This is a genomic window from Ruegeria sp. CDSB013, from assembly GCF_059611165.1.
The window spans coordinates 1-25,432 of sequence record NZ_JBXWPA010000013.1 but is presented as its reverse complement, the minus strand read 5'-3'; the positions used below and the strand labels follow the sequence as shown (position 1 = coordinate 25,432).

General features: G+C 58.2%; 27 protein-coding genes. 11 read left to right on the top strand and 16 right to left on the bottom strand.

Annotated elements, in window-relative coordinates:
• Positions 1-75: 75 nt before the first annotated feature.
• Positions 76-2,451, bottom strand: a complete 2,376-nt coding sequence (locus AC2FJF_RS19235; protein WP_496726780.1) for a mechanosensitive ion channel domain-containing protein — start codon at positions 2,449-2,451, stop codon at positions 76-78.
• A gap of 357 nt (positions 2,452-2,808) precedes the next feature.
• On the opposite strand from AC2FJF_RS19235, the gene AC2FJF_RS19230 reads away from it, so the two are divergent.
• The 7 genes from AC2FJF_RS19230 to AC2FJF_RS19200 are packed head-to-tail and all read left to right on the top strand — an operon-like array spanning position 2,809 to position 9,305.
• The gene (locus tag AC2FJF_RS19230) at positions 2,809-4,023 is read left to right on the top strand and encodes a glycosyltransferase family protein (protein WP_282152654.1); all 1,215 of its coding nucleotides are present in this window, start codon (positions 2,809-2,811) and stop codon (positions 4,021-4,023) included.
• Complete coding sequence (locus AC2FJF_RS19225) at positions 4,020-5,267, top strand: glycosyltransferase family 4 protein (RefSeq protein ID WP_496726779.1); 1,248 nt, start codon at positions 4,020-4,022, stop codon at positions 5,265-5,267. Before AC2FJF_RS19230 ends, AC2FJF_RS19225 begins: the two co-directional genes overlap by 4 nt.
• Positions 5,267-6,343: a glycosyltransferase family 4 protein gene (locus AC2FJF_RS19220; RefSeq protein ID WP_496726778.1), complete on the top strand. Its 1,077-nt coding sequence runs from the start codon at positions 5,267-5,269 to the stop codon at positions 6,341-6,343. Before AC2FJF_RS19225 ends, AC2FJF_RS19220 begins: the two co-directional genes overlap by 1 nt.
• A complete protein-coding gene (locus AC2FJF_RS19215) occupies positions 6,340-6,924 on the top strand; it encodes a histidine phosphatase family protein (protein WP_496726777.1) in 585 nt (194 codons plus the stop codon). The genes AC2FJF_RS19220 and AC2FJF_RS19215 overlap by 4 nt, the downstream gene beginning before the upstream one ends.
• The gene (locus AC2FJF_RS19210; RefSeq protein ID WP_496726776.1) at positions 6,921-8,063 is read left to right on the top strand and encodes a glycosyltransferase family protein; all 1,143 of its coding nucleotides are present in this window, start codon (positions 6,921-6,923) and stop codon (positions 8,061-8,063) included. The genes AC2FJF_RS19215 and AC2FJF_RS19210 overlap by 4 nt, the downstream gene beginning before the upstream one ends.
• Positions 8,060-8,875 carry a polysaccharide deacetylase family protein gene (locus tag AC2FJF_RS19205; protein ID WP_496726775.1) on the top strand — a complete coding sequence of 272 codons (816 nt, stop codon included), beginning with the start codon at positions 8,060-8,062 and terminating at the stop codon, positions 8,873-8,875. The genes AC2FJF_RS19210 and AC2FJF_RS19205 overlap by 4 nt, the downstream gene beginning before the upstream one ends.
• A complete protein-coding gene (locus tag AC2FJF_RS19200) occupies positions 8,829-9,305 on the top strand; it encodes a class I SAM-dependent methyltransferase (RefSeq protein WP_496726774.1) in 477 nt (158 codons plus the stop codon). Before AC2FJF_RS19205 ends, AC2FJF_RS19200 begins: the two co-directional genes overlap by 47 nt.
• Here AC2FJF_RS19200 and AC2FJF_RS19195 read toward each other — a convergent pair whose 3' ends face one another.
• Entirely contained in the window at positions 9,306-10,445 is a 1,140-nt protein-coding gene (locus AC2FJF_RS19195; protein ID WP_496726773.1) for an alpha-D-ribose 1-methylphosphonate 5-triphosphate diphosphatase, read from the bottom strand.
• A gap of 52 nt (positions 10,446-10,497) precedes the next feature.
• On the opposite strand from AC2FJF_RS19195, the gene AC2FJF_RS19190 reads away from it, so the two are divergent.
• The gene (locus AC2FJF_RS19190) at positions 10,498-11,181 is read left to right on the top strand and encodes a DUF1045 domain-containing protein (protein WP_496726772.1); all 684 of its coding nucleotides are present in this window, start codon (positions 10,498-10,500) and stop codon (positions 11,179-11,181) included.
• On the opposite strand, the gene AC2FJF_RS19185 is transcribed toward AC2FJF_RS19190, so the two are convergent.
• The 7 genes from AC2FJF_RS19185 to phnG form a co-directional block, all read right to left on the bottom strand.
• Positions 11,163-11,711 carry a ribose 1,5-bisphosphate phosphokinase PhnN gene (locus AC2FJF_RS19185; protein ID WP_496726771.1) on the bottom strand — a complete coding sequence of 183 codons (549 nt, stop codon included), beginning with the start codon at positions 11,709-11,711 and terminating at the stop codon, positions 11,163-11,165. The genes AC2FJF_RS19190 and AC2FJF_RS19185 overlap by 19 nt on opposite strands.
• Complete coding sequence (phnL, locus tag AC2FJF_RS19180) at positions 11,708-12,391, bottom strand: phosphonate C-P lyase system protein PhnL (protein WP_496726770.1); 684 nt, start codon at positions 12,389-12,391, stop codon at positions 11,708-11,710. Before phnL ends, AC2FJF_RS19185 begins: the two co-directional genes overlap by 4 nt.
• A 24-nt stretch (positions 12,392-12,415) precedes the next feature.
• Positions 12,416-13,186, bottom strand: coding sequence for a phosphonate C-P lyase system protein PhnK (gene phnK, locus AC2FJF_RS19175; protein WP_496726769.1), 771 nt, complete (start codon positions 13,184-13,186; stop codon positions 12,416-12,418).
• Positions 13,183-14,043, bottom strand: a complete 861-nt coding sequence (locus AC2FJF_RS19170; protein WP_496726768.1) for an alpha-D-ribose 1-methylphosphonate 5-phosphate C-P-lyase PhnJ — start codon at positions 14,041-14,043, stop codon at positions 13,183-13,185. Before AC2FJF_RS19170 ends, phnK begins: the two co-directional genes overlap by 4 nt.
• Before the next feature lie 366 nt (positions 14,044-14,409).
• A complete protein-coding gene (locus tag AC2FJF_RS19165) occupies positions 14,410-15,501 on the bottom strand; it encodes a carbon-phosphorus lyase complex subunit (RefSeq protein ID WP_496726767.1) in 1,092 nt (363 codons plus the stop codon).
• Between the two features lie 3 nt (positions 15,502-15,504).
• Complete coding sequence (phnH, locus tag AC2FJF_RS19160; protein ID WP_496726766.1) at positions 15,505-16,080, bottom strand: phosphonate C-P lyase system protein PhnH; 576 nt, start codon at positions 16,078-16,080, stop codon at positions 15,505-15,507.
• Positions 16,080-16,538 carry a phosphonate C-P lyase system protein PhnG gene (gene phnG / locus AC2FJF_RS19155; protein WP_496726765.1) on the bottom strand — a complete coding sequence of 153 codons (459 nt, stop codon included), beginning with the start codon at positions 16,536-16,538 and terminating at the stop codon, positions 16,080-16,082. The genes phnH and phnG overlap by 1 nt, the downstream gene beginning before the upstream one ends.
• A 103-nt stretch (positions 16,539-16,641) precedes the next feature.
• Between phnG and phnF the strand changes: the two genes are divergently transcribed.
• Positions 16,642-17,352, top strand: coding sequence for a phosphonate metabolism transcriptional regulator PhnF (phnF, locus tag AC2FJF_RS19150; RefSeq protein ID WP_496726764.1), 711 nt, complete (start codon positions 16,642-16,644; stop codon positions 17,350-17,352).
• Between the two features lie 157 nt (positions 17,353-17,509).
• On the opposite strand, the gene AC2FJF_RS19145 is transcribed toward phnF, so the two are convergent.
• The 5 genes from AC2FJF_RS19145 to phnC form a co-directional block, all read right to left on the bottom strand.
• Complete coding sequence (locus tag AC2FJF_RS19145; RefSeq protein WP_496726878.1) at positions 17,510-18,130, bottom strand: LbetaH domain-containing protein; 621 nt, start codon at positions 18,128-18,130, stop codon at positions 17,510-17,512.
• Positions 18,131-18,154: 24 nt separating this feature from the next.
• A complete protein-coding gene (gene phnE, locus AC2FJF_RS19140; RefSeq protein WP_496726763.1) occupies positions 18,155-19,522 on the bottom strand; it encodes a phosphonate ABC transporter, permease protein PhnE in 1,368 nt (455 codons plus the stop codon).
• Positions 19,519-20,400 carry a phosphonate ABC transporter, permease protein PhnE gene (gene phnE / locus AC2FJF_RS19135; RefSeq protein ID WP_496726762.1) on the bottom strand — a complete coding sequence of 294 codons (882 nt, stop codon included), beginning with the start codon at positions 20,398-20,400 and terminating at the stop codon, positions 19,519-19,521. The genes phnE (AC2FJF_RS19140) and phnE (AC2FJF_RS19135) overlap by 4 nt, the downstream gene beginning before the upstream one ends.
• 68 nt (positions 20,401-20,468) lie before the next feature.
• The gene (phnD, locus tag AC2FJF_RS19130) at positions 20,469-21,371 is read right to left on the bottom strand and encodes a phosphonate ABC transporter substrate-binding protein (RefSeq protein WP_496726761.1); all 903 of its coding nucleotides are present in this window, start codon (positions 21,369-21,371) and stop codon (positions 20,469-20,471) included.
• Between the two features lie 65 nt (positions 21,372-21,436).
• Positions 21,437-22,258, bottom strand: coding sequence for a phosphonate ABC transporter ATP-binding protein (gene phnC, locus AC2FJF_RS19125; protein WP_496726760.1), 822 nt, complete (start codon positions 22,256-22,258; stop codon positions 21,437-21,439).
• A gap of 164 nt (positions 22,259-22,422) precedes the next feature.
• On the opposite strand from phnC, the gene rpe reads away from it, so the two are divergent.
• Positions 22,423-23,112, top strand: coding sequence for a ribulose-phosphate 3-epimerase (gene rpe / locus AC2FJF_RS19120; protein ID WP_496726759.1), 690 nt, complete (start codon positions 22,423-22,425; stop codon positions 23,110-23,112).
• 25 nt (positions 23,113-23,137) lie between these two features.
• Here the strand turns inward: rpe and AC2FJF_RS19115 are convergent, their stop codons facing one another.
• The gene (locus AC2FJF_RS19115; protein WP_496726758.1) at positions 23,138-24,445 is read right to left on the bottom strand and encodes a tetratricopeptide repeat protein; all 1,308 of its coding nucleotides are present in this window, start codon (positions 24,443-24,445) and stop codon (positions 23,138-23,140) included.
• 473 nt (positions 24,446-24,918) lie between these two features.
• On the opposite strand from AC2FJF_RS19115, the gene AC2FJF_RS19110 reads away from it, so the two are divergent.
• The gene (locus AC2FJF_RS19110; RefSeq protein ID WP_282120772.1) at positions 24,919-25,260 is read left to right on the top strand and encodes a RidA family protein; all 342 of its coding nucleotides are present in this window, start codon (positions 24,919-24,921) and stop codon (positions 25,258-25,260) included.
• A gap of 95 nt (positions 25,261-25,355) precedes the next feature.
• On the opposite strand, the gene AC2FJF_RS19105 is transcribed toward AC2FJF_RS19110, so the two are convergent.
• Positions 25,356-25,432 (bottom strand): EF-Tu C-terminal domain-related protein (locus tag AC2FJF_RS19105; RefSeq protein ID WP_211198660.1); only part of this gene is annotated, 77 nt, incomplete at its 5' end.

Below are 25,432 nucleotides of genomic sequence, written 5' to 3'. Positions count from 1 at the left end.
CGGTACGCGCGGCCCGGCCCAACGCTTTGGGTCACGTCTCGCCAAAGACGTCACCCAAAGGGGCGGGAGACCCCGTCAGCGATCGTCCCCACCCGGACCGATATCGTCCAGATAATCCTCGTCAATCGCCGCCTGGACCGCACCCGTAACAGCTTCGCGCTGCTTGGGTGTCAGATCCTCGGGGTCCTTGCCTTCGGCCAGGCGCACGGTGACCTCACGGTGTGCGAACTTGATGCCTTCGCGGGCGAACAATTCGCGGATATCCTGATAGACTTTCTTGCGCACCAACCATTGATCCCCCGGCTTGGTCATGAACTTGACCCGAATGATCATTGCAGAGTCCTGCATTTCGATCACGCCCTGCGACTTCAGCGGTTGGATAAAGTTGTCGCCAATCACCGGGTCGCTCAACAACTCTTGACCCAACTTCTTGATCAGCTTGCGCACCTTCTCGACATCGGTGTCATACGTCACCCGTAACGGCAGTTTCATGATCACCCAGTCGCGGGAATAGTTGGTCAGAACCTTGATCTCACCAAAGGGGATGGTGTTCAGCGCGCCCAGATGGTGACGCAATTGGAACGACCGGACCGAGATCTTTTCGACCGTTCCCTTCACGTCGCCGATGTCGATGTATTCACCCTTGCGGAACGCGTCATCCATCAGGAAGAACGCCCCCGAAAAGATATCGCGGACCAATGTCTGCGATCCAAAGCCCACGGCCAGACCCACGACACCAGCACCCGCGAATAGCGGACTGACATTGATACCCAATTCCATCAGGGCAATCAGCGCTATGGTCACAACAACTACAGCTAGAATGGCCCCGCGGAACAAGGGCAACAGTGTCGCTAGCCGGCTCTGCCCACCTTCTCCGCCTTCATCGCCAAGCTCAGCCTCACCACCGCCGTCGTCAATCTCCTGCGCGATCTTCGAGTCGATCCCGATGCGGAAGAAATGGAACAGGATATAACCCATGAAGAGGATCACCATCACGTCCAGCGCCCGCTCGATCGGCAGGTCCTCGCTCCAGCTGGCATCCGGATTCCAGATGACCACCAGCGCATATAGACCGACGACAAAAGCCAGAATACCGGCAACCCGCCGCGCCAGATCTTCGTAGGTCAGGATCGAGTGCTTACGCATCTCGGCCTGCGGCGTTTCGATCGCTTCAACCTCGGCATCCGCCTCATCACCATCGGCATTCATCGCGTCCAGCTGGTTGTTGCGATTGAAATACCGTTCCAGAAGATAATTCATGGCCCCATAGGCAACCACGACCGACATGAAGATGGCATAGCTGCTGGCCACGATCGGGATTGAGTTTTGATTTTCCAGCACCAGGTCGACGGCCAGTTTGAACCAGCTGAACACCATGTACAGGATCAGCACCGGCGCCCATGCGAACGAGATCAGGCGCAGAATCCACGACACCTGATCCGGAGTTCGCCCGCCGCGAATAGCGTTCGAAATGGCGCGGGCATTGAACAGGATCATCAGGACATTGCCGATCGCACCAAACATGGTCAGGCCGCCATAGACCAAGGCGTAGACGTTATAGTTCAGCCCAAAATCAGCGACCCAAGTGGCAAAAAGCACCACGGTAATGTCGTAGGTCGCCAGCGCCGAAGCCCAGATATACAGGCGTTTGGCGTCACGATCTGAGAAAGGCGGCAAGCGATATTGGCTTAGATACGGGGATAGAACCATGCGCCACAGATCAGACACGGTACGCGACAGGAAGAAGGCGGTAAAAATTGCTGTGACCGTGAACTGGATCGAGATGTCCTCAGCCTCACCGAAAAACACGAAACCGACGATAAGCGCCATCACCATGGCGAAAATCGTGGCGCCTATCCCCATCAGGAATCGGAACACCAAAAACGGCATCTTCTCGCGATAGCCTTGCGGATCTTCCTTGGATCGCGCGACGACGATTCGCTTTGCGATACGCTTGCCGTAGATTTCAATCGACAACCATCGTCCGATCAAAAGGAAGAGAACGTTCCAGAACAGGACCTCGACATAGGTCTGTATTCGACCATCCGGGCTGGTCTGACGCAGGATGTATTGCACCTCGAAGATCGAATAAGGCAGCGCCTGAAGCCGTGAATTCATCGAGTCGCGAAATCTCGAAAACCGCTCCTGCGCTTTCATGAGCTGCGAACCGTCGCCCATCGGATCCCCGGGTGCAGCCTCGGGGGTGGCGCTGTTTTGCTGGCCGGAAGACACGATTTGCCCGGCGCTGTCGATGACGATCACACTGGCCCCGGCTTCGGTCGCGGAACGGATCGCCGTAGCCAGATCGCTGTCGCTGGCTGTGTCCGAACTGCTGCCCCCGGCTGAGGGATACCCCGGTATCAGAGAGGTCTGCGCAACTGCACCAGTGACCAGCGCCAAAGTAAGGGACCAGATTACAAACGTTAATCCAGCCAGCAATGTTCGTGTCATCGGATATTTTTCCAGTTCGCCATTCGTAACACAGGTTATCGAAGCCCGGTGGCGGGTTCAAATATTCAACCCCCGCAGCCTCAACATCTTATCAAGCCGTGTTCCCCGCACCATGCTATGAACAGAAGTGTTTGCAACCCGGAAAAAACTGAATATGACCAACCTGACGCTGTCATCATGACGGATGGGCAGGAAATTTGATATAGAACAGGGCGCAGATGCGAAACCCACGGCTAAAACCGAAACAAGCCGGTAACGACTGGTGGGATCAGTGATTTTGCACGCGGCCAAAAAAAATATATACGATACGGGTGCAAGCGCGCGGAGTTGCACCGGAACACTGAATTGGGCAAAGGCATGAGCCTAGGAAGACAAAACGATACAACCGGCCGTGCGCCGCGCATCTTGTTCTACAGCCACGATACGTTCGGGTTGGGTCACTTGCGCCGATCCCGTGCACTGGCTGGTGCGATGACGCAGGCTGACCCATCGGCATCGGCGCTGATCCTGACCGGGTCACCCGTGGCCGGGCGGTTCACCTTTCCGCGTCGCGTCGACCACGTGCGTTTGCCAGGTGTGACCAAACGCGCCGATGGATCTTATGCATCCCAGACAATTGGCATGGGCATCGAGGAAGTGACGGAGTTGCGGGCGGGTCTGATCCAGACGGCGGTTCAGCAATTCGATCCTGACGTCCTTATCGTCGACAAGGAACCAACCGGTTTCCGCAGCGAGCTGTTGCCCACCCTGGAAAATTTGCTGCGGTCCCGCCGCACCAAAATGGTCCTGGGCCTGCGGGATGTTCTGGATGAACCCGAAGTGCTGGCCGCAGAGTGGGAGCGGAAAGAAGCAATTGCAGCGACCGAAAGGTTCTACGACGAAATCTGGGTTTACGGGCTACGCTCGATCTATGATCCGACCGAGGGCCTGCCGCTCAGCCCTGCCGCGCAGTCGCGTATCCATTGGACTGGTTATTTGCGCCGCGATCTTGGGCCGATAGGCGATCCGCCTGAACAACCCTACATCCTGATTACCCCGGGTGGCGGCGGAGACGGCAAAGCCATGGTGAACCAGGTTTTGTGCGCCTATGAAAAAGACCCCAACCTGTCACCGCGCGCTGTCCTTGTCTACGGCCCCTTCCTGTCGGGCGAGCTGCGCGACGATTTCGAAACCCGCGTTGCTGCGCTGAATGGTCGGGTCACGGCCGTTGGCTTTGAATCGCAGATCGAAACGCTGTTTGCCGGCGCTGCAGGTGTGGTCTGCATGGGCGGCTACAACACGTTCTGCGAGGTGCTCTCGTTCGACAAACGCGCCGTCATCGTTCCGCGCACGACTCCGCGGCTGGAGCAGTGGATCCGCGCCTCACGCGCCGAAGGTCTGGGTCTTGTCAGAATGCTGGACGAAAACCGTGACGGGTTGACGGCGGACGCGATGATTGAGGCTATTCGCAATCTGCCCGATCAGCCCTTGCCTTCTCAGGCAATCCGCGACGGCCTGCTTGATGGTCTGGACTATGTCACAAGCCGCGTGGACGCGCTGCTTGGTGGGGAACGGGAACGAGCCACCGGATGACGTCAGGAAAACCCAAGCTCGCGGTGCTGGTCAAAGGATGGCCGCGCCTTTCAGAGACGTTTATTGCACAGGAACTGGTCGCCTTGCAGGACGCGGGCCACAGCTTTGACATCTGGTCCCTGCGCCACCCGACCGACATCAAACGCCACCCGCTGCATGATCGGTTTAAGGGGCAGGTCCACTACCTGCCCGAGTACCTGTACGAAGAACCTGATCGCGTCTGGGCCGCGCGCCACCTCGCGCAGACCCTACCCGGCTATACCGAGGCTTATAAGGTCTGGCGCTCTGATCTGCGGCGCGACCCGACACATAACCGCATCCGGCGTTTCGGGCAGGCCTGTGTTCTGGCCGCCGAGTTGCCCGAGGAAACGCAGGTGATGTATGCGCATTTCATGCACACGCCGTCGTCGGTCGCACGCTATGCCGCCATCATGCGAGGCCTGCCCTGGAGCTTTTCGGCACACGCCAAAGACATCTGGACGTCACCCGACTGGGAGAAAGCCGAAAAATTGCAGGCCAGCACACATGGGGCCGCTTTTGGCGCAACCTGTACTGCAATCGGGGCCGAACACTTGCGCAGTTTGGCCGATGATCCGGCTCGGGTCGATCTGATCTATCATGGCTTGGACCTGAACCGTTTTCCTGACCCGCCGATCCGCGCAGCTCGGGCACCGGACGGGCCGTTTCACATGCTCTCAGTCGGCCGTCTGGTCGAGAAAAAGGGCTTTGATCGCCTGATCGATGCGTTCGCCATGCTACGCAATTCGCTGGATTGGCACTGGACGCATATTGGTGGCGGTGCGCTTGGTGATGCGCTGCGCGAACGGGCTGAGGCCCAAGGTATCGCAGACCGGATCACCTGGAAGGGGGCCTGTGACCAGCCCGAAGTGATCGAGGCGATGCGCGGCTCTGATCTGTTCGTGCTGCCCAGCCGGATCGCGGCTGACGGAGATCGCGACGGGTTGCCAAATGTTCTGATGGAGGCTGCGTCGCAGCTGTTGCCGATCCTGTCGACACCGGTTTCCGCCATTCCGGAATTCATAGAAACCGGGACGCATGGCGTTTTGTCCGATGACAACCCGGCCGCACTTGCCAGCGCGATCACCGAATTGGCCGCCGCTCCTGAGCGTACTGCATCTATGGCCAACGCTGCCTATTCCCGCTTGATCGCCGAGTTCCGTATGAACCCCGGCATAGCCCTGTTGTCCAAAAGGCTCAGCGCGTTGGGCGCGGGCAAAGACTGATGGCCCGCGTCGCCTTTTTCTCACCGATGAAATCACCGGACAGCCCGGTGCCGTCGGGAGACAGGGAAATGGCGCGCAATCTGATCAGGGCGATCGGGGCACAGGGCGATGAGGTCAATCTCGTCTCGGAATTGCGCATTTATGACAAAACGGGCGATCCGGCGGTTCAACAACGTCTCTGCTCTGACGCCGATGCCGAATCCCGGCGACTGATCGCGGACATGATCCACGACACGGATTTGTGGGTGACCTATCACAACTACTACAAGGCCCCCGATCTGCTGGGCCCTAAAGTGTGCGCCGCTCGAGGCATCCCTTATGTGCAATTGGAAAGTACCCGTGCAACCAGCAGGTTACGCGGCCCATGGTCCGGCTTTGCACAAGCCGCACATGAAGCCTGCGACGCGGCGAACGTCATTTTTTACCACACGGCCAACGATCTAATCACGCTGGAACGTGAAAAATTCGAGGATCAGCGTCTGGTCGAATTGCCGCCCTTTTTGCCAATCTCGAGCCTGCCGCCCGCTTCCTCATGTGACGGGCCAATGCTGGCGGTGGGAATGATGCGGCATGGCGACAAACTGGCGTCGTACCAACTGCTGGCGCAGGCCCTGTCGCATTTAAACGGGGATTGGGCTTTGGATATTGCAGGGGATGGACCTGCGCGGGCTGAGATCAAAGACCTAATGGTGCCGTTTGGCTCGAAGGTGCGGATTCTGGGGCAACTGGATCGCGACGCCTTGCAAAACTTATACGCAAATGCGTCCATCTTAGTGTGGCCCGGCGTGAATGAGGCATATGGCATGATTTACCTTGAAGCGCAGGCCAGCGGAGTTCCGGTTGTTGCGCAGAACAGGCCCGGTGTCCGCGATGTTCTGGCGCCGGCCGACTACCCCGAGGTCGAAGCAGGACCCGAAGCGCTTGCCGTCAGGCTACAGACGCTGATTGGCGACCCTGCCCTGCGTCGTTCGCTTGGTACGACAGCCCGGGAATACATGTCCAACCGCCACCTGATGCCCGCAGCAACCGAACGGTTCTGGCAGGCTGCGCGGCCTTTGATCGGAGGCACCGCATGAGCCAACTTGCTCTTTTGCGCCACGGCCACACCCATTGGAACCGCGCTGGCCGTATTCAGGGCCGCAGTGACATCCCGCTGGACGATGACGCGCGCACCGAACTGGCCGGATATGAATTGCCCGAGTCGTGGAAAAAGGCAGCGCTCTGGTCCAGCCCCCTGCAGCGCGCCAGCGAAACCGCCGCATTGGTCGCGGGGCGAGAGCCTATGGTGTCCGAAGCCCTGACCGAGATGAACTGGGGCGATTGGGAAGGCAAGCGCGGCGTTGACCTGATTGCAGACGCAGACAGCGGATATCGCCATATCGAGGATTGGGGCTGGGACTATTGCCCACCAAACGGCGAAAGCCCGGCGGACGTGCGGGCGCGATTGCAACCCTGGCTGGGCAGTTTGCAGGGCGACACCGTCGCCGTGTGTCACATTGGGATCATGCGCGTCATTCTGGCCTCGGCCTGGGGATGGGACTTTGACGGCACCGCCCCATTCAAGATCAAGCGAAACCGCCTTTACGTCATTGATCTGGATAATTTTCAGCCGCAACCCGAACCGGTTCGCCTGTTGCGACAAGGCCCCCGCTTATGAAGGTCATGATTGTTGTCACCCACCTGTTGGGCACCGGGCACCTGAGCCGAGCGTTGACGCTGGGCCGGGCCTTTGTCGCGGATGGGCATGATACCTTCGTGGTCTCTGGCGGGATGCCTGCTCCTCAATTGGACACGTCCGGAATGACGTTGTTGGGACTGCCCCCTTTGCGCTCGGATGGCACTGATTTCACCCGTCTTTTGACACAAGCCGGAACGGTGGCGGATGAGGGGTATTTCGCGGCGCGCAAGACTGCTCTGGTTGAAGCAATTCGCAGCTTTGCACCGGATGTTCTGATCACCGAGCTTTATCCGTTTGGCCGCAGGTCTCTGGCAGGTGAATTTTCAGCCGCGTTGGAGACCGCTCGTGAAATACGCCCGCGCCCGATAATTCTGGGATCGATCCGTGACATTCTGGCACCGCCGTCAAAACCCTCAAAGGCAGAGCGGGCGGAGCAGATTATCGCAGAGCATTACGACGGCATCCTTGTCCATTCGGACCAGAGCGTTGTCCCGTTGAACGTCAGTTGGCCTGTGTCTGAGCAACTGGAGGGCCGCCTGTTTTACACGGGTTTCGTGGCTCCACTGGCCCCAGCACCGCACAAGGATGCAACCGGCAAAGGCGAGGTGCTTGTCAGCGCAGGCGGCGGTTCGGTTGGGCAACCGATCTTTCACGCGGCCATCGAGGCCGCCCAAAAGATGTCCAACAGGCGCTGGCGCCTGTTGGTCGGCGGGCAAGACGCAAAGACGCGCATTACAGAGCTGCAGAAGCATGTGGAGAGTGCCCCTGTCACTTTGGAACCGGTGCGGCCCGATTTTCGCCAGATGCTGCCCCACGCGGCGGCTTCGGTCAGCATGTGTGGCTACAATACAGCATTGGACATTCTGCAGGCAGGAACCGCTGCCGTGTTTATCCCATTTGATGAAGGCAATGAGGTCGAGCAGAGCCTGCGCGCCCGCACCCTTGCGGAAATGCCCGCCATAGATGTCATCCCAAGCAAAGATTTGAACGGAGATCTGTTGGCCGAGGCTGTGGGCCGTGTGATTTCATCGGAACCCCGTCCAGTCTCAGATCAGGGGTTCGATGGCGCAGCACAATCCGTACGCATCGCCAAAGAACTTTTGGAGCGCCGCGGATGAGTGTTGACTGGAGCGTTTTGACAGATGAGCTAGAACTCTGGCGTCAACAAGAACTGGCGCTGCCTTTGTGGTGGCGTGACGATGACGCGGTTTCCACAACGCCGCAACTCGACCGGTTGTCCACGATGTCAGACCTCCTTGGGGTGCCCGTCCATTTGGCTATCATCCCCCGTAATGCCCAAGAAATGCTGATCGAATATGTTGCCGCCCGGCCAAACCTGATCCCAGTCGTGCACGGATGGGCCCATCAGAACCACGCACCACCAGATGAAAAGAAATCCGAATTCCGCCTGCACCGGCCCATGGACGATATCACTGGGGATATCGGCTCGGGGATATCGCGGCTGCGCACCCTGTTTGCAGATCGATTGTGCCCGATGTTCGTGCCGCCATGGAACCGCATAGCGCCAGAGGTGGTGCAGGAATTGCCCGCGGCAGGGTATCGCATCTTATCGACCGCCACGCCACGATACAGCCCGCAGGCGGCACCCGGATTGGCCCAGATCAACACGCATCTTGATCCAATCGACTGGCGCGGATCACGCGGACTGGCCGACCCCGACATGTTGATCGTCAAAACCACTCAACTGCTGCAAGATCGCCGCGAGGGTCGCGCAGACAACGCCGAACCCTTTGGCATCTTGACCCACCATCTGGTTCATGATGAGGACATCTGGGCCTTTACCCACGACCTGCTGCACCGGCTGCTGAACGGGCCGGGCTTTGTCTGGTCTGCCCCCAAGCCGATTGAAAACGGAGATCTGAATGAGCCGACTGGATTCCATGCTGCGCCGACTGACCGCACAACGTGACGGTTTGAATTGGGCTGTCGATCAGATCTCAGACACTGCGGGCGACGTGCTGGATATGGGCCTTGGAAACGGGCGCACTTATGATCACCTGCGGGAAATTCTGCCGGATCGGAGGATCTGGGTCATGGACCGGGTGCTGCAGTGCCATCCGTCCAGCACACCGCCAGCAGAGGATTTTTTGCAGGGTGAGGCCGAGCCGATGCTGCAGAAGCTGGCAGAAGGTGGACCCAGGATCGCTTTCGGTCACTACGATTTCGGGCGAGGTGTCAAGGAAGAGGACGTCGCCGAAGCCTCGCGTCTCAGCCCACTGATTGCGCAGGTGATGGTGCCCGGTGGTCTGCTAATCTCGGGCCAACCTTTGGTTGGCTTTGAACAGATAAGCGGCCCGGACACAATCGCGCCGGACCGTTACTTGTTCTACAGGGCCTGATCAGGCCACGCGCCGTCCACGCGACCAAACGCCATTCAACGCAGGGGTGCCTTCGCGCATCCGGAACCGGATGACGTCTGCACGTGCACCCGCCCGTAGCTCACCACGATCATCCAGCCCAACGACCTCTGCCGGTGTCTTTGTCACGGTTTTCAGACCGCGGGCGAAATCACCCCACATCTCGCCCAGTTTCACAGCAGACAGCAACAATGCGGATGGCACATAGTCCGAGGACAGTATGTCGAGATGGCCCAGCTGCGCCAATTCATGCGCAGCGACATTGCCGGAATGCGACCCGCCCCGGATCACATTGGGTGCGCCCATCATCACCCTGATACCATGATCATGACAGGATCGCGCAGCCTCGACCGTGGTCGGGAATTCGGCAAGGGTGATCCCGTGACCGGCCGATACGCGCACCTGTTCGTCCGTCGTGTCGTCATGGCTGGCCAGCATAGCACCAAACCGTTTGGCCGCTTTTACCGTCTCAACCTCGTGCAGATCACCATAGCGGTCGCGCATAGCCTTAAGGTCGGCCACGTGTTGCAGAAATCCATCGCCCTCCAGCCCCAGTTTGCCTTTCAGATACGCTTCCAGTTTCGACATATCGCGGAACTGCCTTTGTCCGGGGGTGTGATCCATGAGGGAGACCAGGCCAACACGGTCTTCGGGCCCAAATTCGTTTAATTCTTCGGCCAGGGTTTCCGAGCAGACCTCGGCCCGCAAATGCAGAAAATGGCTGATCTTCAGCGCATCCTGTTCCCGCAACTGCCACAGCTCACGCGACAGACCGCGCGCGTATTTGACATAGCGCTGCCCGGACGGGATCGAGCCTATCCGCATCGCGTCGAAAACGGTCGTGATCCCGGTACTGGCCAATTCGGCATCATGGGCCAGAATTGCGGCGGCATGTGGCCAGTCGACCTTGGGCCGCGGCTGGATGTGACGCTCAAGATTATCGGTGTGAAGTTCCACCAGACCGGGGCAGACATAATCGCCTTCACAGTCAATTGCACCAGCGGGAACAGTTGCGCCGGTCGCGACCTCAGCAATCGTATCCCCCACAAACCGAAGGTTGCCCACGACCGTCTCATCGGGAAGAACAAGCGTGGCATTGGCAAGTATCATTTCTTCTGTCATCTGAACTTCACAAGGTTGGAGCAATTGGAAAGGCCACGCATAGGAGGCCAATGTGACATTCACGCGATACGCGATCTATTTTGCGCCACCGGCTCAGGCCGAATGGACAATCTTTGCGACCCAATGGTTGGGCTGGGACATGGATACTGGAACTGAAGTTGCGCATCCTGTCATTAACGGCGTGGACGTCGGAGCCGCGACCGATGTCCCGCGAAAATACGGTCTTCACGCGACGTTGAAGCCGCCGTTTCGCCTGAACAAGGGGCAATCTCTGACCGACTTGCAAGATGCCTGCAAACGGTTGGCCGGAACGCAACCGCCCGTCACGCTGGACGGGTTCGAGATCGCCCGGCTGGGTCGTTTTCTGGCCCTGCGGCCCTTGGGCGATACCGACGCTCTGAACGCGCTGGCAACGGCTTGCGTCCGCGAACTTGACAGCTTTCGCGCCCCCGCGTCCGCCGCGGAACTGGACCGCCGACGTGCCTCGGGACTGACGCCGGAACAGGACGCCAACCTGCTGCGTTGGGGTTACCCTTACGTGATGGACACGTTCCGCTTTCACATCACCCTCAGCGGAAAACTGGACAAACCCACGCTGAAAACCGTGCAGGTCGCATTGGAGGGCCATCTGGTCCCCCTGCTTCCCGCGCCGTTTCAGATTAAGGATTTGGCGCTTATGGGCGAAGCCGAAGATGGGAGGTTTCATCTGATCCATCGCTACGCCCTTTCCGGTTGAAGCCCGGCAAGGATCGCATCAATCGTGACTTCCAGCGGCCCGGAATTATCAACTTCGATCACGCGGTTCAGCCCGTCCGGCAGGGGCGTGCCAGCCCGTCCCAGACGACGCGCCTGATCAGAGGCGCTTTCCCGCCCGCGCGCAAAGAGGCGCTGCGCCAACACCTCAGGGTCCGCTGTCAGCGAAATCACGATCAGGTCGCCAAAAACCACCTGCGCGTTCAACAAAACCGAACGGGACAGATTGACCAACAGCGCATTCGCCGTTTGCCGTTGGTCTTCGATTTCAATCGGGATGCCGTAGTGCAGCCCATGCGCGCTCCAGTGCAACGCAAAGGCTCCGTCCAGCACCATCTGCTCGAAGATTTCAATCGACACGCGATCAAAATCTTCGCCTTCTTCGCCTTCGGGGCGGGTTATCACCCGGCGAACCCGCAGGATACCTGACGACGCCGCGACCAACGCCTCCATGACGCTGTCTTTGCCGACACCTGACGGACCAACAACGGCTATGACCGGCGCAAGGCTCACGCGACCATCCCCGGGGTGAATTCAGACACGTTGATCTCGCGATCACAGACCCGGTTGCGCGCTTCGATATCGTGGAAAATGCCAACAATCGCCGCGCCGCGTTCTTTGGCCTCTTCGATCAAAGACAGCACCGTTTCGCGATTTTGCGCATCCAGTGAGGCCGTCGGTTCATCCAACAGCATTGCAGGGTAATCATGCGCAAATCCACGTGCGATGTTCACCCGCTGCTGCTCACCACCCGAAAAAGTGGTCGGGCTCAGGCTCCATAGCCTTTCGGGAATGTTCAACCGCCGCAACAAACCCGCCGCCTTGTCCAGCGCCGCTTGCTTGTCGCAGCCAACGGCCAACAGCGGCTCGGCCACCACCTCAAGCGTCGGCACTCTGGGGACCACACGCAAGAACTGACTGACATAGCCGAGCGTCTCGCGCCGCAAAGTCAGAATTTCGCGCGGTTCGGCCTTGGCGACGTCCAGACCACCGACAAGGACCCGGCCTGATGCGGCCAGATAATTTCCATAGACCACCCGCATCAGTGTTGATTTCCCTGCGCCTGAAGCCCCGGTCAGGGCGACGCATTCACCTGCGGCGACATTCAGAGATGCACCCTGCATCACCGGAATTACGGCACTACCCTGATTGTGCAGAGTAAAGCTTTTGCTGACATTGATAAGCTCAATCATAGCACTTCATCTTTTTCCAAATACTCAAACCTGCAGAACGCTGGACACGAGCAACTGCGTGTAGGCATGTTGCGGATCGTCCAGAACCTGATCGGTCAACCCGGCCTCAACCACTTGACCGCTTTTCATCACCATCAGTCGATCCGCCAGCAGGCGTACGACGGCGAGGTCATGGGTGACGATGATCGCGCTCAACCCCATCTCACGCACCAACCCGCGCAGCAGATCCAGCAGACGCGCCTGAACGGAAACATCCAGTCCGCCGGTCGGTTCATCCATGAACACCAGGCGCGGCCCTGTGACCAGATTGCGGGCGATCTGCAACCTCTGCTGCATCCCGCCAGAAAAGGCCGACGGACGGTCATCCACACGAGATTCCTCAATCTCAACCCGGCCCAGCCAGTCGATCGCACGGTCCCGGATGTCGCCATAGTGACGATCCCCCACCGCCATCAGACGCTCACCGATATTGCCGCCAGCACTGACCGACATCCGCAAGCCGTCGCGCGCATGCTGATGCACAAAGGCCCAGTCCGTACGGCTCAGCATCCGACGTTCCGGTTCGGACATGGTGACTGTATCCACCGGACCATCGGTGCGAGTGTTAAAGATCACCTGTCCGGCGTCGGGCTCAAGGTGACCGGCCATGCAATTCAACAGCGTCGACTTGCCCGATCCGCTTTCACCCACGATCCCCATTACTTCTCCGGGGAAGAGATCAAAACTCACATCCGAGCACCCGATCCGCGCGCCATAGCGCTTTTCGATGCTTTTGACCTGCAATAAGGGGGTCATGCCGCATTCTCCTCGGCCAGTCGGCCCTTGTGGCCCGCTTCGCGGCGTGACCGGCAATAATCGGTGTCGGAACAGACGAACATCCGGTTGCCTGCATCATCCATGATCACTTCGTCGAGATAGCTATCCTCTGCCCCACAAAGATCGCATGGGTGATCGGCTTTGGTGGCCTCAAACGGGTAATCCTCGAAATCCAGACTGACGACCTTGGTATGCGGCGGAACCGCGTAAATCCGCTGTTCACGTCCCGCACCAAACAGCTGGATCGCGTCCATCTCAAGTTTTGGGTTGTCGAATTTCGGGATCGGCGACGGATCCATCACATAGCGGTCCGACACTTTCACCGGATAGGCATACGCGGTCGAAATCGCCCCGTGCTGGCTGATGTCCTCGTACAGCTTCACATGCATCAGCCCATATTCTTCAAGGCTGTGCATCTTGCGTGTCTCGGTCTCACGCGGCTCCAGAAAGCGCAGAGGTTCGGGGATCGGCACCTGATAGACGATAATCTGATCCTCGCGCAGCTTCGCCTCGGGGATGCGGTGGCGGGTCTGGATGACTGTGGCCTTTTCGGTTTCCTCGGTCGTTTCCACACCTGCCGTGTTCTCAAAGAACTTTCGGATCGACACAGCATTGGTGGTGTCATCGGCACCCTGATCGATCACTTTAAACGTGTCCTCGGGTGTCAATGTAGCGGCTGAAACCTGCACCCCACCGGTGCCCCAGCCATATGGCATCGGCATCTCGCGGCTGGCAAATGGCACCTGATAACCGGGCACAGCCAGACCTTTCAGAATGGCGCGTCGGATCATTCGCTTGGTTTGTTCGTCCAAATATGCGAAGTTATACTCATTCATTTTGATGTATCACTTTGTTTTTGGTGTTTTTGTGGACGTATTTCTGTTGGGCGCACTGTTATTGGCGCTATTGGTGTATCTTTTCTTTCACTCTCGTCATGCGAAGCGACGACGTCGTGCGCAAAAGCGGGATTCAATTGGAGAATGGAGTTCGGTTGGCGCGCGCACGGACTCGCCGCCCCATAGAAACCTGCGACGCCCGTAAGGCGGGTTTGGCAGTTCGTCATCCTGGTGTGCCCCAGTGGGGATGCAAACGCAGTCCAGCTCATTAGCGACCCCTTACACAATGCTCGACCGCCAACGCCTTGACCCGTGCGTGGGGCGGCCAGTCGAGCGACAGATCACCGATATCGAACACGGCGGCCATCATTCTGCAGCCTCTTTTGGCGTGATCCGCTCTTCGGCTTCACGGCGCAGTTTGCGGACCAGTTCCAACTCGGACTGGAAGTCTACGTAATGCGGCAGCTTGATATGTTCGAGGAACCCGGTCGCCTGAATGCTGTCCGCGTGGCTTAAGACGAATTCCTCATCTTGCGCGGGGGCACCCAGATTATCTTCGCCCAACTCTTCCCAACGCAATGCGCGGTCCACCAAGGCCATCGCAATGGACTTCCGTTCAGACTGACCAAAAACCAAACCATAGCCACGGGTGAATTGCGGCGGTTCAGTCTTGGACCCTTTGAACTGGTTCACCGTCTCGCATTCGGTCAGCTCGATATCGCCGATGTCGATGGCGAAACCCAGTTCCGGGATCTCCATTTCGACCGAGACCTTGCCGATCCGCAACTCACCGACGAATGCATGGTTACGGGCGTAGCCACGTTGGGTTGAATAGGCCATGCCCAGCACAAACCCCTCATCCCCGCGGGTCAGGGATTGCAGACGCAGGGGGCGGTTCGACGGAAATTCCATCGGTTCGCGGGTCAGATCACCCGGGTTGGTGTCACTCACGGGTTCATCCTGAATGATGTCCTCACCCTTAAGGAATTCAGTGATATGGGGCGTCGCCTCGGTGCGGGGTTGCGCCGTAGGCGCAGCCGGAACCTCGCCTTCGGCGGCCAATTTGAAGTCCAACAAGCGGTGCGTGTAATCAAAGGTTGGCCCCAGCACCTGCCCGCCCGGCGCATCCTTGAACGTGGCCGAAATCCGGCGATCACACGCCATCTCATCAGTCTTAACCGGGTTCGAATAGCCAAATCGCGGCAATGTCGTCCGGTAGGCTCGGATAAGAAAGATCGCCTCGATCAGATCGCCGCGCGACTGTTTGATTGCCAAGGCTGCCAGATCGGGGTCGTAAAGGGACCCCTCGGCCATCACCCGGTTGACCGCAAGGCTCAGCTGTTCGCGGATTTGGGCGATACTCAGTTCGGCAATGTCGGATGCGCCGCGCCGCTCTTCTGCCAACCAAGAATGCGCGTTTTCGATGGCTTTTTCGCCACCCTTGACTGCAACATACATAGCTTAGGTCTCCGTGCTGATCTGAGTACTGCGAGGCAGGGCCGCAACCCGGTCACCGCACGTGAAAAAGAAATCACATCCAAGCGGGTACAGAGCTGCGTTGGCCTGCAACGCCGAATCATCCGGCAAGGACAGGCACGCGGTGTCTTTGATTCCCGGGCCGCTCAGTGTGACACCCGCCTGTTGCAGCGCGTCACATTCAACAATCAAGGTGGTCGAGCGATCCGGGTACTCTGCTGTTCCGATGCGGTATGTGCCCAACGGCCCAAGCTGGGTCCATGTCCCAACAGCAAAATCCGCGTCAGCTGCCTGTGACAGGGGCGCTCCAGTGTGAAAGGTTAGCCATGCGCGCACCGCATCGGTGTTGAAAGTGCCAGCCAGATGGACCTTTGTCTCGGGGTCACACAACGTCAGCAAAAGCGTTCCTGCTGCGATCGACAAGGGTTTCGGCGGCTGCACGCCTTTCAATTCACGGATTTCGCCGGGCCGGGCCATCACGGTCATCGCGGCACGGAACGCATGTGCAGCCTGCACTGGTGCGTTCTGAAATCCACCGGAATACTGAAGCTGTGCCGTCATCAATCTTCTCCCCTTACCAATGTGAAGAACTCGACCTTTGTCGCGGCGGCTTTGGCAGCGCGGTCTGTTCTGGCGGCTTGCATCTGCTTTTTGAGCGGCGCAATCACCTGATCCTGGATCGCATCCGCAGCAGGGGTCTGCATCAGCGCATCAATCAAGGCGGCCGTTTCGGCCTTGGGCTTGGACCGGCCCTGCACGTATCCATGCCCAATCGTTCCGTCCTGCAACACCAGCGAACACCGCGTGACGGTCATTTCGCCAAGATTGAACCGGGCACCCGTGCCACCCGTGCGCCCGCGCATCATGACACCGCCTACTTCGGGGCTGCGCAGCCATTCAAAGTCCGGGCGGTCTTCGTAGCCACCCCAAAGCTTCATCAATGCGCCTTCAGGTGCCCGCGCCAACAGGCTCATCCAATCCTGCCGCGCCGCATTCGAAATATTTGTTTGATCTGCCATCAAAGCCTCTTGGCCGGGTTGTCTATCTGAACTATACAACTAGACAAATATTACATCCCGCCACCACATCTGGCAATCCGCAACCTTGTGAAGTTTTGGTGACATGAGAAAAACACCCGTCTGGAAAGGCATCGCGCTGAATCTGACATCGGACATTGCAGAGGGTCGGTACGACACCGGCGACCGCCTGCCGACCGAGGCACAACTGGCAGCAAAACACGGGGTCAACCGCCACACGGTACGGCGTGCACTGTCGGATCTGGCAGACCAAGGTCTGGTGCATGCCCGTCGCGGCGCCGGTGTCTTTGTGGCGGCACGTCCGACCGATTATGCCATCGGCAAGCGCGTCCGATACCACAAGAGCATCTCGGCCAGCGGTAAAATCCCCGGCAAAAAGATCCTGACACTCACAACGCGCGCCGCAGATGAAACAGAAGCAGAGGCCCTGGAGATCGCTTCAGGCGATCAGGTGCACGTTTATGATGGGCTGTCTCTGGCGGATGGGCAGCCGATCGGGCTATTCCAAAGTGTCTTTCCCGCGGACCGCTTGCCCGGCATTCTTGAGGCGCTGTCCGAAACACAATCAGTAACGAAAGCTTTGCAGCACTGCGGTGTTAAGGACTATACCCGCGTCTCGACGCGCCTGACTGCGCGCGCGGCGACGGCAACACAGGCCCTGCACCTGCGACTGACCGAAGGTGCGCCTGTTCTGTATTCCGTCGGCATAAACGCAGATCCCAATGGTCTGCCGGTTGAATTCGGGCGAACCGTATTTGCCGGAGATCGGGTCACCCTGACCCTGAACGAGGACTAGGCCGCAGCGCCCTCCCGCCCGTCTTCGACCTCCTGACGGTGGTCATATCCCGTTGGGCATAGCGCCGCGTAAAACGCGGCGCTATGCCCAAGGCCGCCAGCCTATATCTGCAAAGCCGATGCAAGTGCAGGCGCGGGAGATTTCAGCTCTTGCCTATTCAAATCGGTTCGTATTTTTCCAGGAAAGCCTCGGCGCTCAATGTTCGGAAATCCGGCAGGGCCGCGCGCAGACGGTCATTGTCCCAATCCCACCACGCCAAATCCATCATCCGCTCGGCCACGCCAACCGGATAACGGTTGCGGATCGGTTTGGCCGTCACACCGCCTACAATTGTGTAAGGCGCGACATCCTTGGTGACGACAGACCCCGAGGCAACCACCGCACCGTGCCCGATGGTCACTTCAGGTTTGATAATTGCCGCATGCCCAATCCAGGTATCATGGCCGATCCGGGCGACGCGACTGGCGCGATGATTGAACCAATCCGCATCATCCTCGGCATCATCCCAGTAATCTGCCGAGCGATACAGGAAGTGATGCAATGATGCCTTTTCCATCGGATGATCCGTTGCGCCGATCCGAGTGAAACTGGCGATATTGGCGAACTTCCCGATCTCGGCATTGGCAACGTCACAGGTCCGGTCGCAATACGAATAGTCACCGAAGACTGAATTCACAACGCGGCTTGCCGCACCAATTTCGACAAATTCACCGAAGGAACTACCCGAGATTTGGCAATCAGGATGGATAAACGGTTGGTCAGAACGCAGTCGTGCCATGGTTTTGTGGTTCTTGGTCATGAGTCACGGCAAAAAGAATGACTTTGCCTTTGTGTCCCGTGCTTTGCGTATCTTGCTTGTCTCTCCCTGGATAAGCCGTCGGCGCAGCCAGCCCGAGAACCAGTCCATCAGCATCACCATCAGGATGATCAGAACGATGTAATAGGCGACCTCTTCCCAATCCTTCTGGGTGATGATCGCTTGCGTCAGCAACAGACCGATGCCACCGCCGGTGATCGCACCGATCACCGTGGCGCTGCGGGTGTTTGATTCAAGGAAGTAGAGCAACTGACTTAGCAGCACCGGCGTCACCTGTGGGATCACACCATAACGATAGCGTTGCGGTGCATTGGCCCCTGTGGACTGCACGCCCTCGATCTGTTTCTGGTCCACATTTTCCAGCGCTTCCGAGAAGATCTTGCCAAAGGTGCCGGTATCGGTCACCAGAATGGCCAGCGCGCCGGTGAGTGGACCAGGTCCAAAGGCACGCGCCAACACAACCGTCCAGATCAGCGCGTCCACACCGCGCACAAAGTCGAACACACGCCGTGTCAGAAACCGGACGGATTTGAGCGGGTTGAAATTTCGCGTGGCGAGAAACGCCAAAGGCAATGCGATCATACCTGCGCCTAACGTGCCGAGAAATGCCATCAGGATGGTTTCAAAAATGGCCCAGACAACATCCTGATGCCGCCACATCTTGTTGGTCCAGAAGTCATTCAAGATCGCTCTGGCCTCGCCTTGCGCAGCCAGACCGGCCAATTCAGGGAACGACTTACCATAGTAAGGGCTATCAAGCGTGAACCAGAACAGCTCCCACCCATTGAAATAGCGGAAGACCTCGGACCGGTTGCGGGTCACGGTCAGGCGCCCCGCATCCGTTGTAATCGCCATGCGGTTTTTTGAGACGTTGATCCAATCCGGCACCTCGCCCGCGGGCAGTTCAGCCTGAACACCTGCAGAACGGGTCGGTGTCGCGCGGACGGTGCCATAGCCGGGGATATCGTATTCCACTGTCTCGGGGCCAAAGCGGACGATGTGGCCGTCTTCCAGATCAATGACCGTAGTCTCGCCTAAACTCACCCAGCCCGGAGCCTCACCGTCGGGGTAGCGACCCTTGCGTTCACCTTCGATGGCGGTGGAAACCTCACCGGTGCGATTGTCACGCGAAACATGCGTTTTGTAGCTGTAGCTGTCTGCAATCAGCGTTTTGCCGTTCTCCCAGTTCGCACGCTCGGCCATTCCAGACACGTCGAAAGCAAAGAACACGTAAATCAGATAGACAAAAACAAGCGCGGGCAATCCAAAGTTGGTCAGCCGTTTGCGGTTGAACAAACGGGCAGCCTCAGCCTTCAACTCATCGGCGGTCAGGTCGGTGGCAAAAGTGCTCATGCCCGTGCTCCTTTCTCGGAACCGTGGGTCAGGCGCTCACGCAGCAGACCCGATATCTGATCGACAACAACAATCGTGGCGAACAGCAGAAGGAAGATGGCGGCAGCTTCGTCATATCGCCCCTGCCCCCAGGACATCGCGTTGCGCAGCTCATATCCCAGCCCGCCGGCGCCAACAAAACCCAGAATGGCCGAGGCGCGAATGTTGATCTCGAACCGAAGCAGCGCATAGCTGACATAGTTCGGTCCAACCTGTGGGATCACGCCAAGATACATCCGCTGAGACCAGTTCGCGCCGACGGAATGCAGCCCTTCGACCGGTTTCAGCGAGGCATTTTCGTTCACTTCCGAGAAAAGCTTGCCAAGCGCACCCGCCGTATGAATGGCAATGGCTATCATTGCGGGCACCGGACCACCGCCCAGCACAAAGATCAAAACCAAAGCGATAACGATTTCAGGCACCGCGCGAAAGATATCAGCAATGCGACGAAACAGCGGGATAAGCGCGGGCCACAATGCCATACCACGCGTGGACATCAGCGCCAGAAACGTCCCGGCGATGGCCCCTATCAGCGTCGAGGCCGCAGCGATATTGAGTGTCTCGACCAGAGCCGGGAAAAACTTCACAAGGTTCTCCGGCATCGCACCGATCTTTTCCCATGCTTCCGACATAACCTCGGTCGGGTAGTCGAGGATACGGTGCCAGCCGTCGACAAAGCTACCGGCATTACGGTCGTCGGCAGTGCGGAAACCCGCGGCCATCATCGCCACGAATACGATCAGAAGGATACCACCATAGACCCGCTTGCGTCGTGTCATCTCGGAATAGTCGGCCCGGATCTGGTCGACACTGGGGGACCCTACAGTCAGGTCTGTCATGGAATGCTCCTGAGTGGCAAAAAAGAGGTCCGGTTTGCCACCGGACCCCGATCATTGGAGGTGCAAGATTAGTTGGACTTCAGCTTGCGCGCTTCGATGATGATTTCGTAGGCGTCGTGGGTGATCGGCATAAGGCCTTTGGATTCACCGCCCAGAACGTTGTACATGCAGTCCGGATCAATCGAGTTCATCGAGGCCAGCATACCTGTCATCTTGATTTTGACATCCTCAGGCAGTTCGGTGCGCAGAACAAACGGGCCTTCAGGGATCGGAGCGGATTTCCAAATCTCGACCAGATCGTTCATGTCGACCAGACCGGCATCCACGGCACGGCGCAGCGCGCCGGACTGATAACCGTCTTCCCAGTCCCCAAGGCCGTCGGCCCATGTCACGCCACCGTCGACATCACCGTTGTTTACGGCCACAATGGTCTGCTCATGACCACCGGTGAATTTGACTTCACCAAAATAATCACCCGAGGTCATGGTTGCACCGGTTGCCTGCGGAATTTCGATCGACGGGATAAGGAAGCCCGAGGTCGAATTGGGGTCGCCGAAGCCAAAGGTCTTATCCTTCATGTCTTCCAACGAGGCAATGCCACTATCCTTGCGGGCAAATCCGATCGAATAGTAGCCATAGCTACCATCCGTGTTGACTTTGACCAGAACAGGCTCGACCGCCTCAGGATCGCTCAGGTAGGTTTTGGCGTACCCTGATGCACCCAGCCAAGCCATGTCGATAGTGCCGCCAAGCAGCCCTTGAATGACGCCGTTATAGTCCGCCGGTGCAAACAGTTTGGTTTCAACACCCAGCAATTCCTGGGTCTGCTCGCGCAGGCATTCCTGCTTGCTCAGACGGTCCTGTGCGTTTTCTCCGCCCAGAATACCAATGCGGAATTCGGAAATATCTTGCGCCATGGCTGGCGCGGCTATCGCAGTTGTGGCCACCAGGGCGGCAATCAGTTTTTTCATCTGTCTCTCTCCGGTTTGATATGCCGGCCTTTCATCGGCCGGTCGATGAAAGGGGTGAATTGGGCCTAGATGGTCGCCTCGGCTTCCATCAACGCTTTTGAGGTCGCGTCGAGTGTTTCAATCTGGGTCGAAGTTGCCTCTTCCGAGAAGCTGGCGTCGGCGCCGTAAATTTCGCGGGCCACGCCAGTTGTCAGTTGCTCGGGCAACCCGTCGAAAACGATACGTCCGTCGCGCATACCGACGACCCGGTCACAATAGCGGCGGGCGGTATCCAGCGTATGCAGGTTGGCGATGACGGTGCGGCCGTCTTCTTCATGGATGCGGCGCAGCGCCTGCATCACCACCTGCGCGTTCATCGGGTCCAGCGAGGCGATGGGTTCGTCCGCCAGAATGATCTTAGGGTCCTGCATCAGGGCGCGCGCGATGGCGACGCGCTGTTGCTGACCACCCGACAGCGCTTCGGCGCGTTTGGGCGCGTGCGCGGCGATGCCGAGGCGATCCAGAATATCAATCGCACGGTGGATATCTTCCATCGGGAACAGGTTAAACATGGTCGCCAGTGTCGAGTGGCGGTTCAACGTGCCATGCAGCACGTTCGACACCACATCCATGCGCGGCACCAGATTGAACTGCTGAAAGATCATCGCGCAATCAGCCTGCCATGCGCGTTTATCACGGCCTTTCAGCTTGGTGATATCACGACCTTGAAACAGGATCTCGCCGCCGCTTGCATCCGTCAGACGATTGATCATCCGCAACAACGTCGACTTGCCCGCGCCGGACCGCCCGATGATGCCAATCATGCATGGCTTGTCTACATCCAGCGTCGCTGCATCAACGGCCACGTTGTCGCCAAAGCGCTTGGTCAGTTTTTCTATCCGCAGCACGTGCCACCCCCAATTCGTGTTGGCGACCAGCTACAGGCGGGATTCAACGGCTTTGTGTCGGCACAGTGAAAGTTTTGTAAACACCCCTGCGCACCGAGGGCCTACCCATTGGCACGCATCGCCGCTATACGCTGTGCCAACACGCTATCCATATGAGGCCATTCATGAGCTTTGACCGCAGCATCAAGATCGCCCCGTCGATCCTGTCCGCAGATTTCGCCAATTTCGGTGCCGAGATTCAGGCAATCGAAGCCCAGGGGGCGGATTGGGTCCATATCGACGTAATGGACGGCCATTTTGTGCCCAACCTGACCTTTGGCCCGCCCGCCGTCAAAGCGTTCCGCCCCCATGTCAAAACGGTCATGGACGTGCATCTGATGATCACGCCGGTTGATCCCTACATTCAGGCCTACGCGGATGCAGGCGCCGATATCCTGACTGCACATGTCGAGGCCGGGGCCCATACCCACCGTACGTTGCAGGCGATTCGCGCCGCTGGCATGAAGGCGGGCGTTGCGTTGAACCCCGGCACTCCGGCCGACGCGGTTGGACATCTGCTGGACCTGACCGATCTGGTTTGCGTCATGACAGTGAACCCCGGCTTTGGTGGCCAGAAATTCATCGACATGACCAGCAAGATTCGCAGGCTGCGGTCGATGATCGGAGACCGCCCGATCCATATCGAGATTGACGGTGGCGTCGACCCCAAGACCGCCCCGTTGGTGGCCGCAGCTGGTGCGGATGTGCTGGTCGCAGGTTCCGCCGTATTCAAGGGCGGTTCGGTCGATAACCCGGACGTCTACGGCGCAAACATCAAAGCGGTGCGTAGCGCGGCGGAATCGGCGACGTCGTAAATATCACTGCATTCGAAGTGACGCGCTAGTTCGAACGTTGCGCGTCACTTGTCGCATCCGGTTGGCGGTTTTTGTACCGAGCACGCATCTTGATCGCTTGCATGAACCGTCCCTCGGCCACCAAAGCGGCCAGAAAATCGCCCAAAAAGTCCTGATGCAGACCGGCGGCAGTGGCAGAATCGAACATGCTTTCTGCTGCATCGAACCTGTCTTCGCCCAGCATCACCAGCGCATTCGTATACTGCTCAAACTCTCCATCGGGAAAGAGTCCAAGCGCCTGATCAATGGCATCTCGGGCTTCATCCGTATAACCCAGACCTAACGCAATATCCGCATGCAGGCGGTGGTCAAAACGGTCGGCGCCCTCAAGCGCAACACTGCGTCGAATGTGAAAAAGAGCGGCTTCATACTCGAAGTCGTCCGCCAACAGGCTGGCCCGCCAATAAAGTAGATAGCTGCCCGGCCCCACCCGACTTTCCGCCAGCTCTAACACCTCATGCGCCTGTGATCTTTGGCCTAAGTCTGACAGCGCCCGCGCCTTTCGCACATAGCCGTCCGTGTCATCAGGATTGGCCTCAATCACCGCTTCGGCATCTTTCAATGCCTGCTTGGGTCGATCCAGCATCAGCAGGATAAGGGACCGGCGCGATAGTGCGGTCACAAAATCCGGTTTCAGTTCCAACGCCCGGCTTACATGGTCAAACGCGGCTTCCCAATCGTTCTGCTCGGACAACAGAAAGGCGACGCCGTATTCCGCATACGGGTCATATGGATCCAGTTCGCTGGCGGTTCTGAACAAGCTCAGTGCTTCGTCCTGCCGGTGATGGTCCACCAATTTCCAGGCCAGCTCCCGCATCGCCCAAGTGTATTCGGGGTTCAGGGCCAGAGCGGTTTGCATCATCTCTTCGAATTCGGCAAAATCCATCTCTCCGGCCCGGCGCGCGCTGGCGGCCAGACCAGCCATGTTGCTTGCATTAGGCTTGCGCGATACGGCTTGCCTAAACAACGCACTCGCAGCCGCGTAATCATCGCGATTGTAATGCACCCACGCTCGCCCCTGCAGCCCAAGCTCGGCATCGGGATTCAAGGCCAGAATTTCGGCAAACGCGTCATCGGCCTGATCCATATCATCGAGATCATAATAGGCCCATGCCAGCTTATCCAACATCTCAATACGCTGCCGATCAGACGCACCGACACCACCCAGCCCGTGTTGGCAGATTTCGATGATACGCTCTGGCGTGTCACTCTGATCCAGGCAGGCGGAAACATAGGTTTCCTGTGAATTCGTAAGCAAAGGCTTGGCCTGCCCTACGCCAGCGACTGCGATCATTGCTGCTAGGGAAAACCCGGTGAATTTAGTTAACGATTTTATCATGTTATCGAAAATCTGAATGTCTACCGCCAGAATACTGACAATTGTGAAAAGAAAAAGGCCGCCCCGGTTGACGCGGCCAAATACTTCGCCTGTGTGCCGAAAGTAATCGCCTGCAGATTTTCAGAGAACATGCGGAAGGGCTGCGGGGTTGGCGCTGGCAATTTTGTTTTCGGTATCAACGGCTTCTACAATCCACGCCGAGGCCACTCAGCGCCGGGATGGAAAAGCCCGTTCGCGTTTGAACGGAAGGAGGCAAAAACAAGCACTCGAGGCGGCACGAATGCGAGATAGACCCACGCGCTTTCTGATCACGTTTTTTCTGCGTATTAAACTTCTCTGAAACGCACTCAAACGGTTTCCGTTTGCCATACTGGGTGGTTTGTGACCATGAACGACCGTATCCGACACCAAAAAACGAGAATACCCCCATGATTGAACGCATCGACACCGGCGAACGGTCCTCAAAAATTGTGAAACACAACGGCGTGGCCTACCTGACCGGGCAAGTCGCCGAGGGCGAGACTATTCAGGAACAAGTCCGGATTTGCCTCGAGAAGATTGACGCCCTTCTCGAACAGGCTGGCTCATCGCGCGAAAAGATGCTGCGCGTGACGATCTGGCTGGCGGACATGAAAGATTTTGCCGGATTGAACGAGGTCTGGAATGCCTGGGTTCCAAAGGGCCATGCCCCAGCGCGGGCTTGCGGCGAAGCCAAATTGGCGCGTGCCGAGCTGAAGGTGGAATTCATCGTCGACGCGGCCTACGATTAATTGCTGTCCGCGCAACGCGTGCTGACCATAGCAGGAATGCAAACAAAAAAGGGCGTCCCGAGGGACGCCCTTTTCGTTTGATATCTCGAGAGCGATTACTCGACGATTTTCGACACGACGCCGGCGCCGACGGTGCGGCCGCCTTCGCGGATGGCGAAACGCAGGCCGTTTT

Bases quoted from the DNA above. Each gene is read 5' to 3' on its own strand.
- phnD (WP_496726761.1), bottom strand. From the start codon at position 21,371: ATGAAAAAACTGATTGCCGCCCTGGTGGCCACAACTGCGATAGCCGCG.
- AC2FJF_RS19235 (WP_496726780.1), bottom strand. From the start codon at position 2,451: ATGACACGAACATTGCTGGCTGGATTAACGTTTGTAATCTGGTCCCTT.
- rpe (WP_496726759.1), top strand. From the start codon at position 22,423: ATGAGCTTTGACCGCAGCATCAAGATCGCCCCGTCGATCCTGTCCGCA.
- phnG (WP_496726765.1), bottom strand. From the start codon at position 16,538: ATGGCAGATCAAACAAATATTTCGAATGCGGCGCGGCAGGATTGGATG.
- AC2FJF_RS19115 (WP_496726758.1), bottom strand. From the start codon at position 24,445: ATGATCGCAGTCGCTGGCGTAGGGCAGGCCAAGCCTTTGCTTACGAAT.
- phnH (WP_496726766.1), bottom strand. From the start codon at position 16,080: ATGACGGCACAGCTTCAGTATTCCGGTGGATTTCAGAACGCACCAGTG.
- phnL (WP_496726770.1), bottom strand. From the start codon at position 12,391: ATGATTGAGCTTATCAATGTCAGCAAAAGCTTTACTCTGCACAATCAG.
- AC2FJF_RS19195 (WP_496726773.1), bottom strand. From the start codon at position 10,445: ATGACAGAAGAAATGATACTTGCCAATGCCACGCTTGTTCTTCCCGAT.
- AC2FJF_RS19225 (WP_496726779.1), top strand. From the start codon at position 4,020: ATGACGTCAGGAAAACCCAAGCTCGCGGTGCTGGTCAAAGGATGGCCG.
- phnE (WP_496726763.1), bottom strand. From the start codon at position 19,522: ATGAGCACTTTTGCCACCGACCTGACCGCCGATGAGTTGAAGGCTGAG.
- phnK (WP_496726769.1), bottom strand. From the start codon at position 13,186: ATGACCCCCTTATTGCAGGTCAAAAGCATCGAAAAGCGCTATGGCGCG.
- AC2FJF_RS19165 (WP_496726767.1), bottom strand. From the start codon at position 15,501: ATGTATGTTGCAGTCAAGGGTGGCGAAAAAGCCATCGAAAACGCGCAT.
- AC2FJF_RS19210 (WP_496726776.1), top strand. From the start codon at position 6,921: ATGAAGGTCATGATTGTTGTCACCCACCTGTTGGGCACCGGGCACCTG.
- AC2FJF_RS19145 (WP_496726878.1), bottom strand. From the start codon at position 18,130: ATGGCACGACTGCGTTCTGACCAACCGTTTATCCATCCTGATTGCCAA.
- AC2FJF_RS19110 (WP_282120772.1), top strand. From the start codon at position 24,919: ATGATTGAACGCATCGACACCGGCGAACGGTCCTCAAAAATTGTGAAA.
- phnE (WP_496726762.1), bottom strand. From the start codon at position 20,400: ATGACAGACCTGACTGTAGGGTCCCCCAGTGTCGACCAGATCCGGGCC.
- AC2FJF_RS19230 (WP_282152654.1), top strand. From the start codon at position 2,809: ATGAGCCTAGGAAGACAAAACGATACAACCGGCCGTGCGCCGCGCATC.
- AC2FJF_RS19220 (WP_496726778.1), top strand. From the start codon at position 5,267: ATGGCCCGCGTCGCCTTTTTCTCACCGATGAAATCACCGGACAGCCCG.
- phnF (WP_496726764.1), top strand. From the start codon at position 16,642: ATGAGAAAAACACCCGTCTGGAAAGGCATCGCGCTGAATCTGACATCG.
- AC2FJF_RS19170 (WP_496726768.1), bottom strand. From the start codon at position 14,043: ATGAATGAGTATAACTTCGCATATTTGGACGAACAAACCAAGCGAATG.
- AC2FJF_RS19215 (WP_496726777.1), top strand. From the start codon at position 6,340: ATGAGCCAACTTGCTCTTTTGCGCCACGGCCACACCCATTGGAACCGC.
- AC2FJF_RS19205 (WP_496726775.1), top strand. From the start codon at position 8,060: ATGAGTGTTGACTGGAGCGTTTTGACAGATGAGCTAGAACTCTGGCGT.
- AC2FJF_RS19200 (WP_496726774.1), top strand. From the start codon at position 8,829: ATGAGCCGACTGGATTCCATGCTGCGCCGACTGACCGCACAACGTGAC.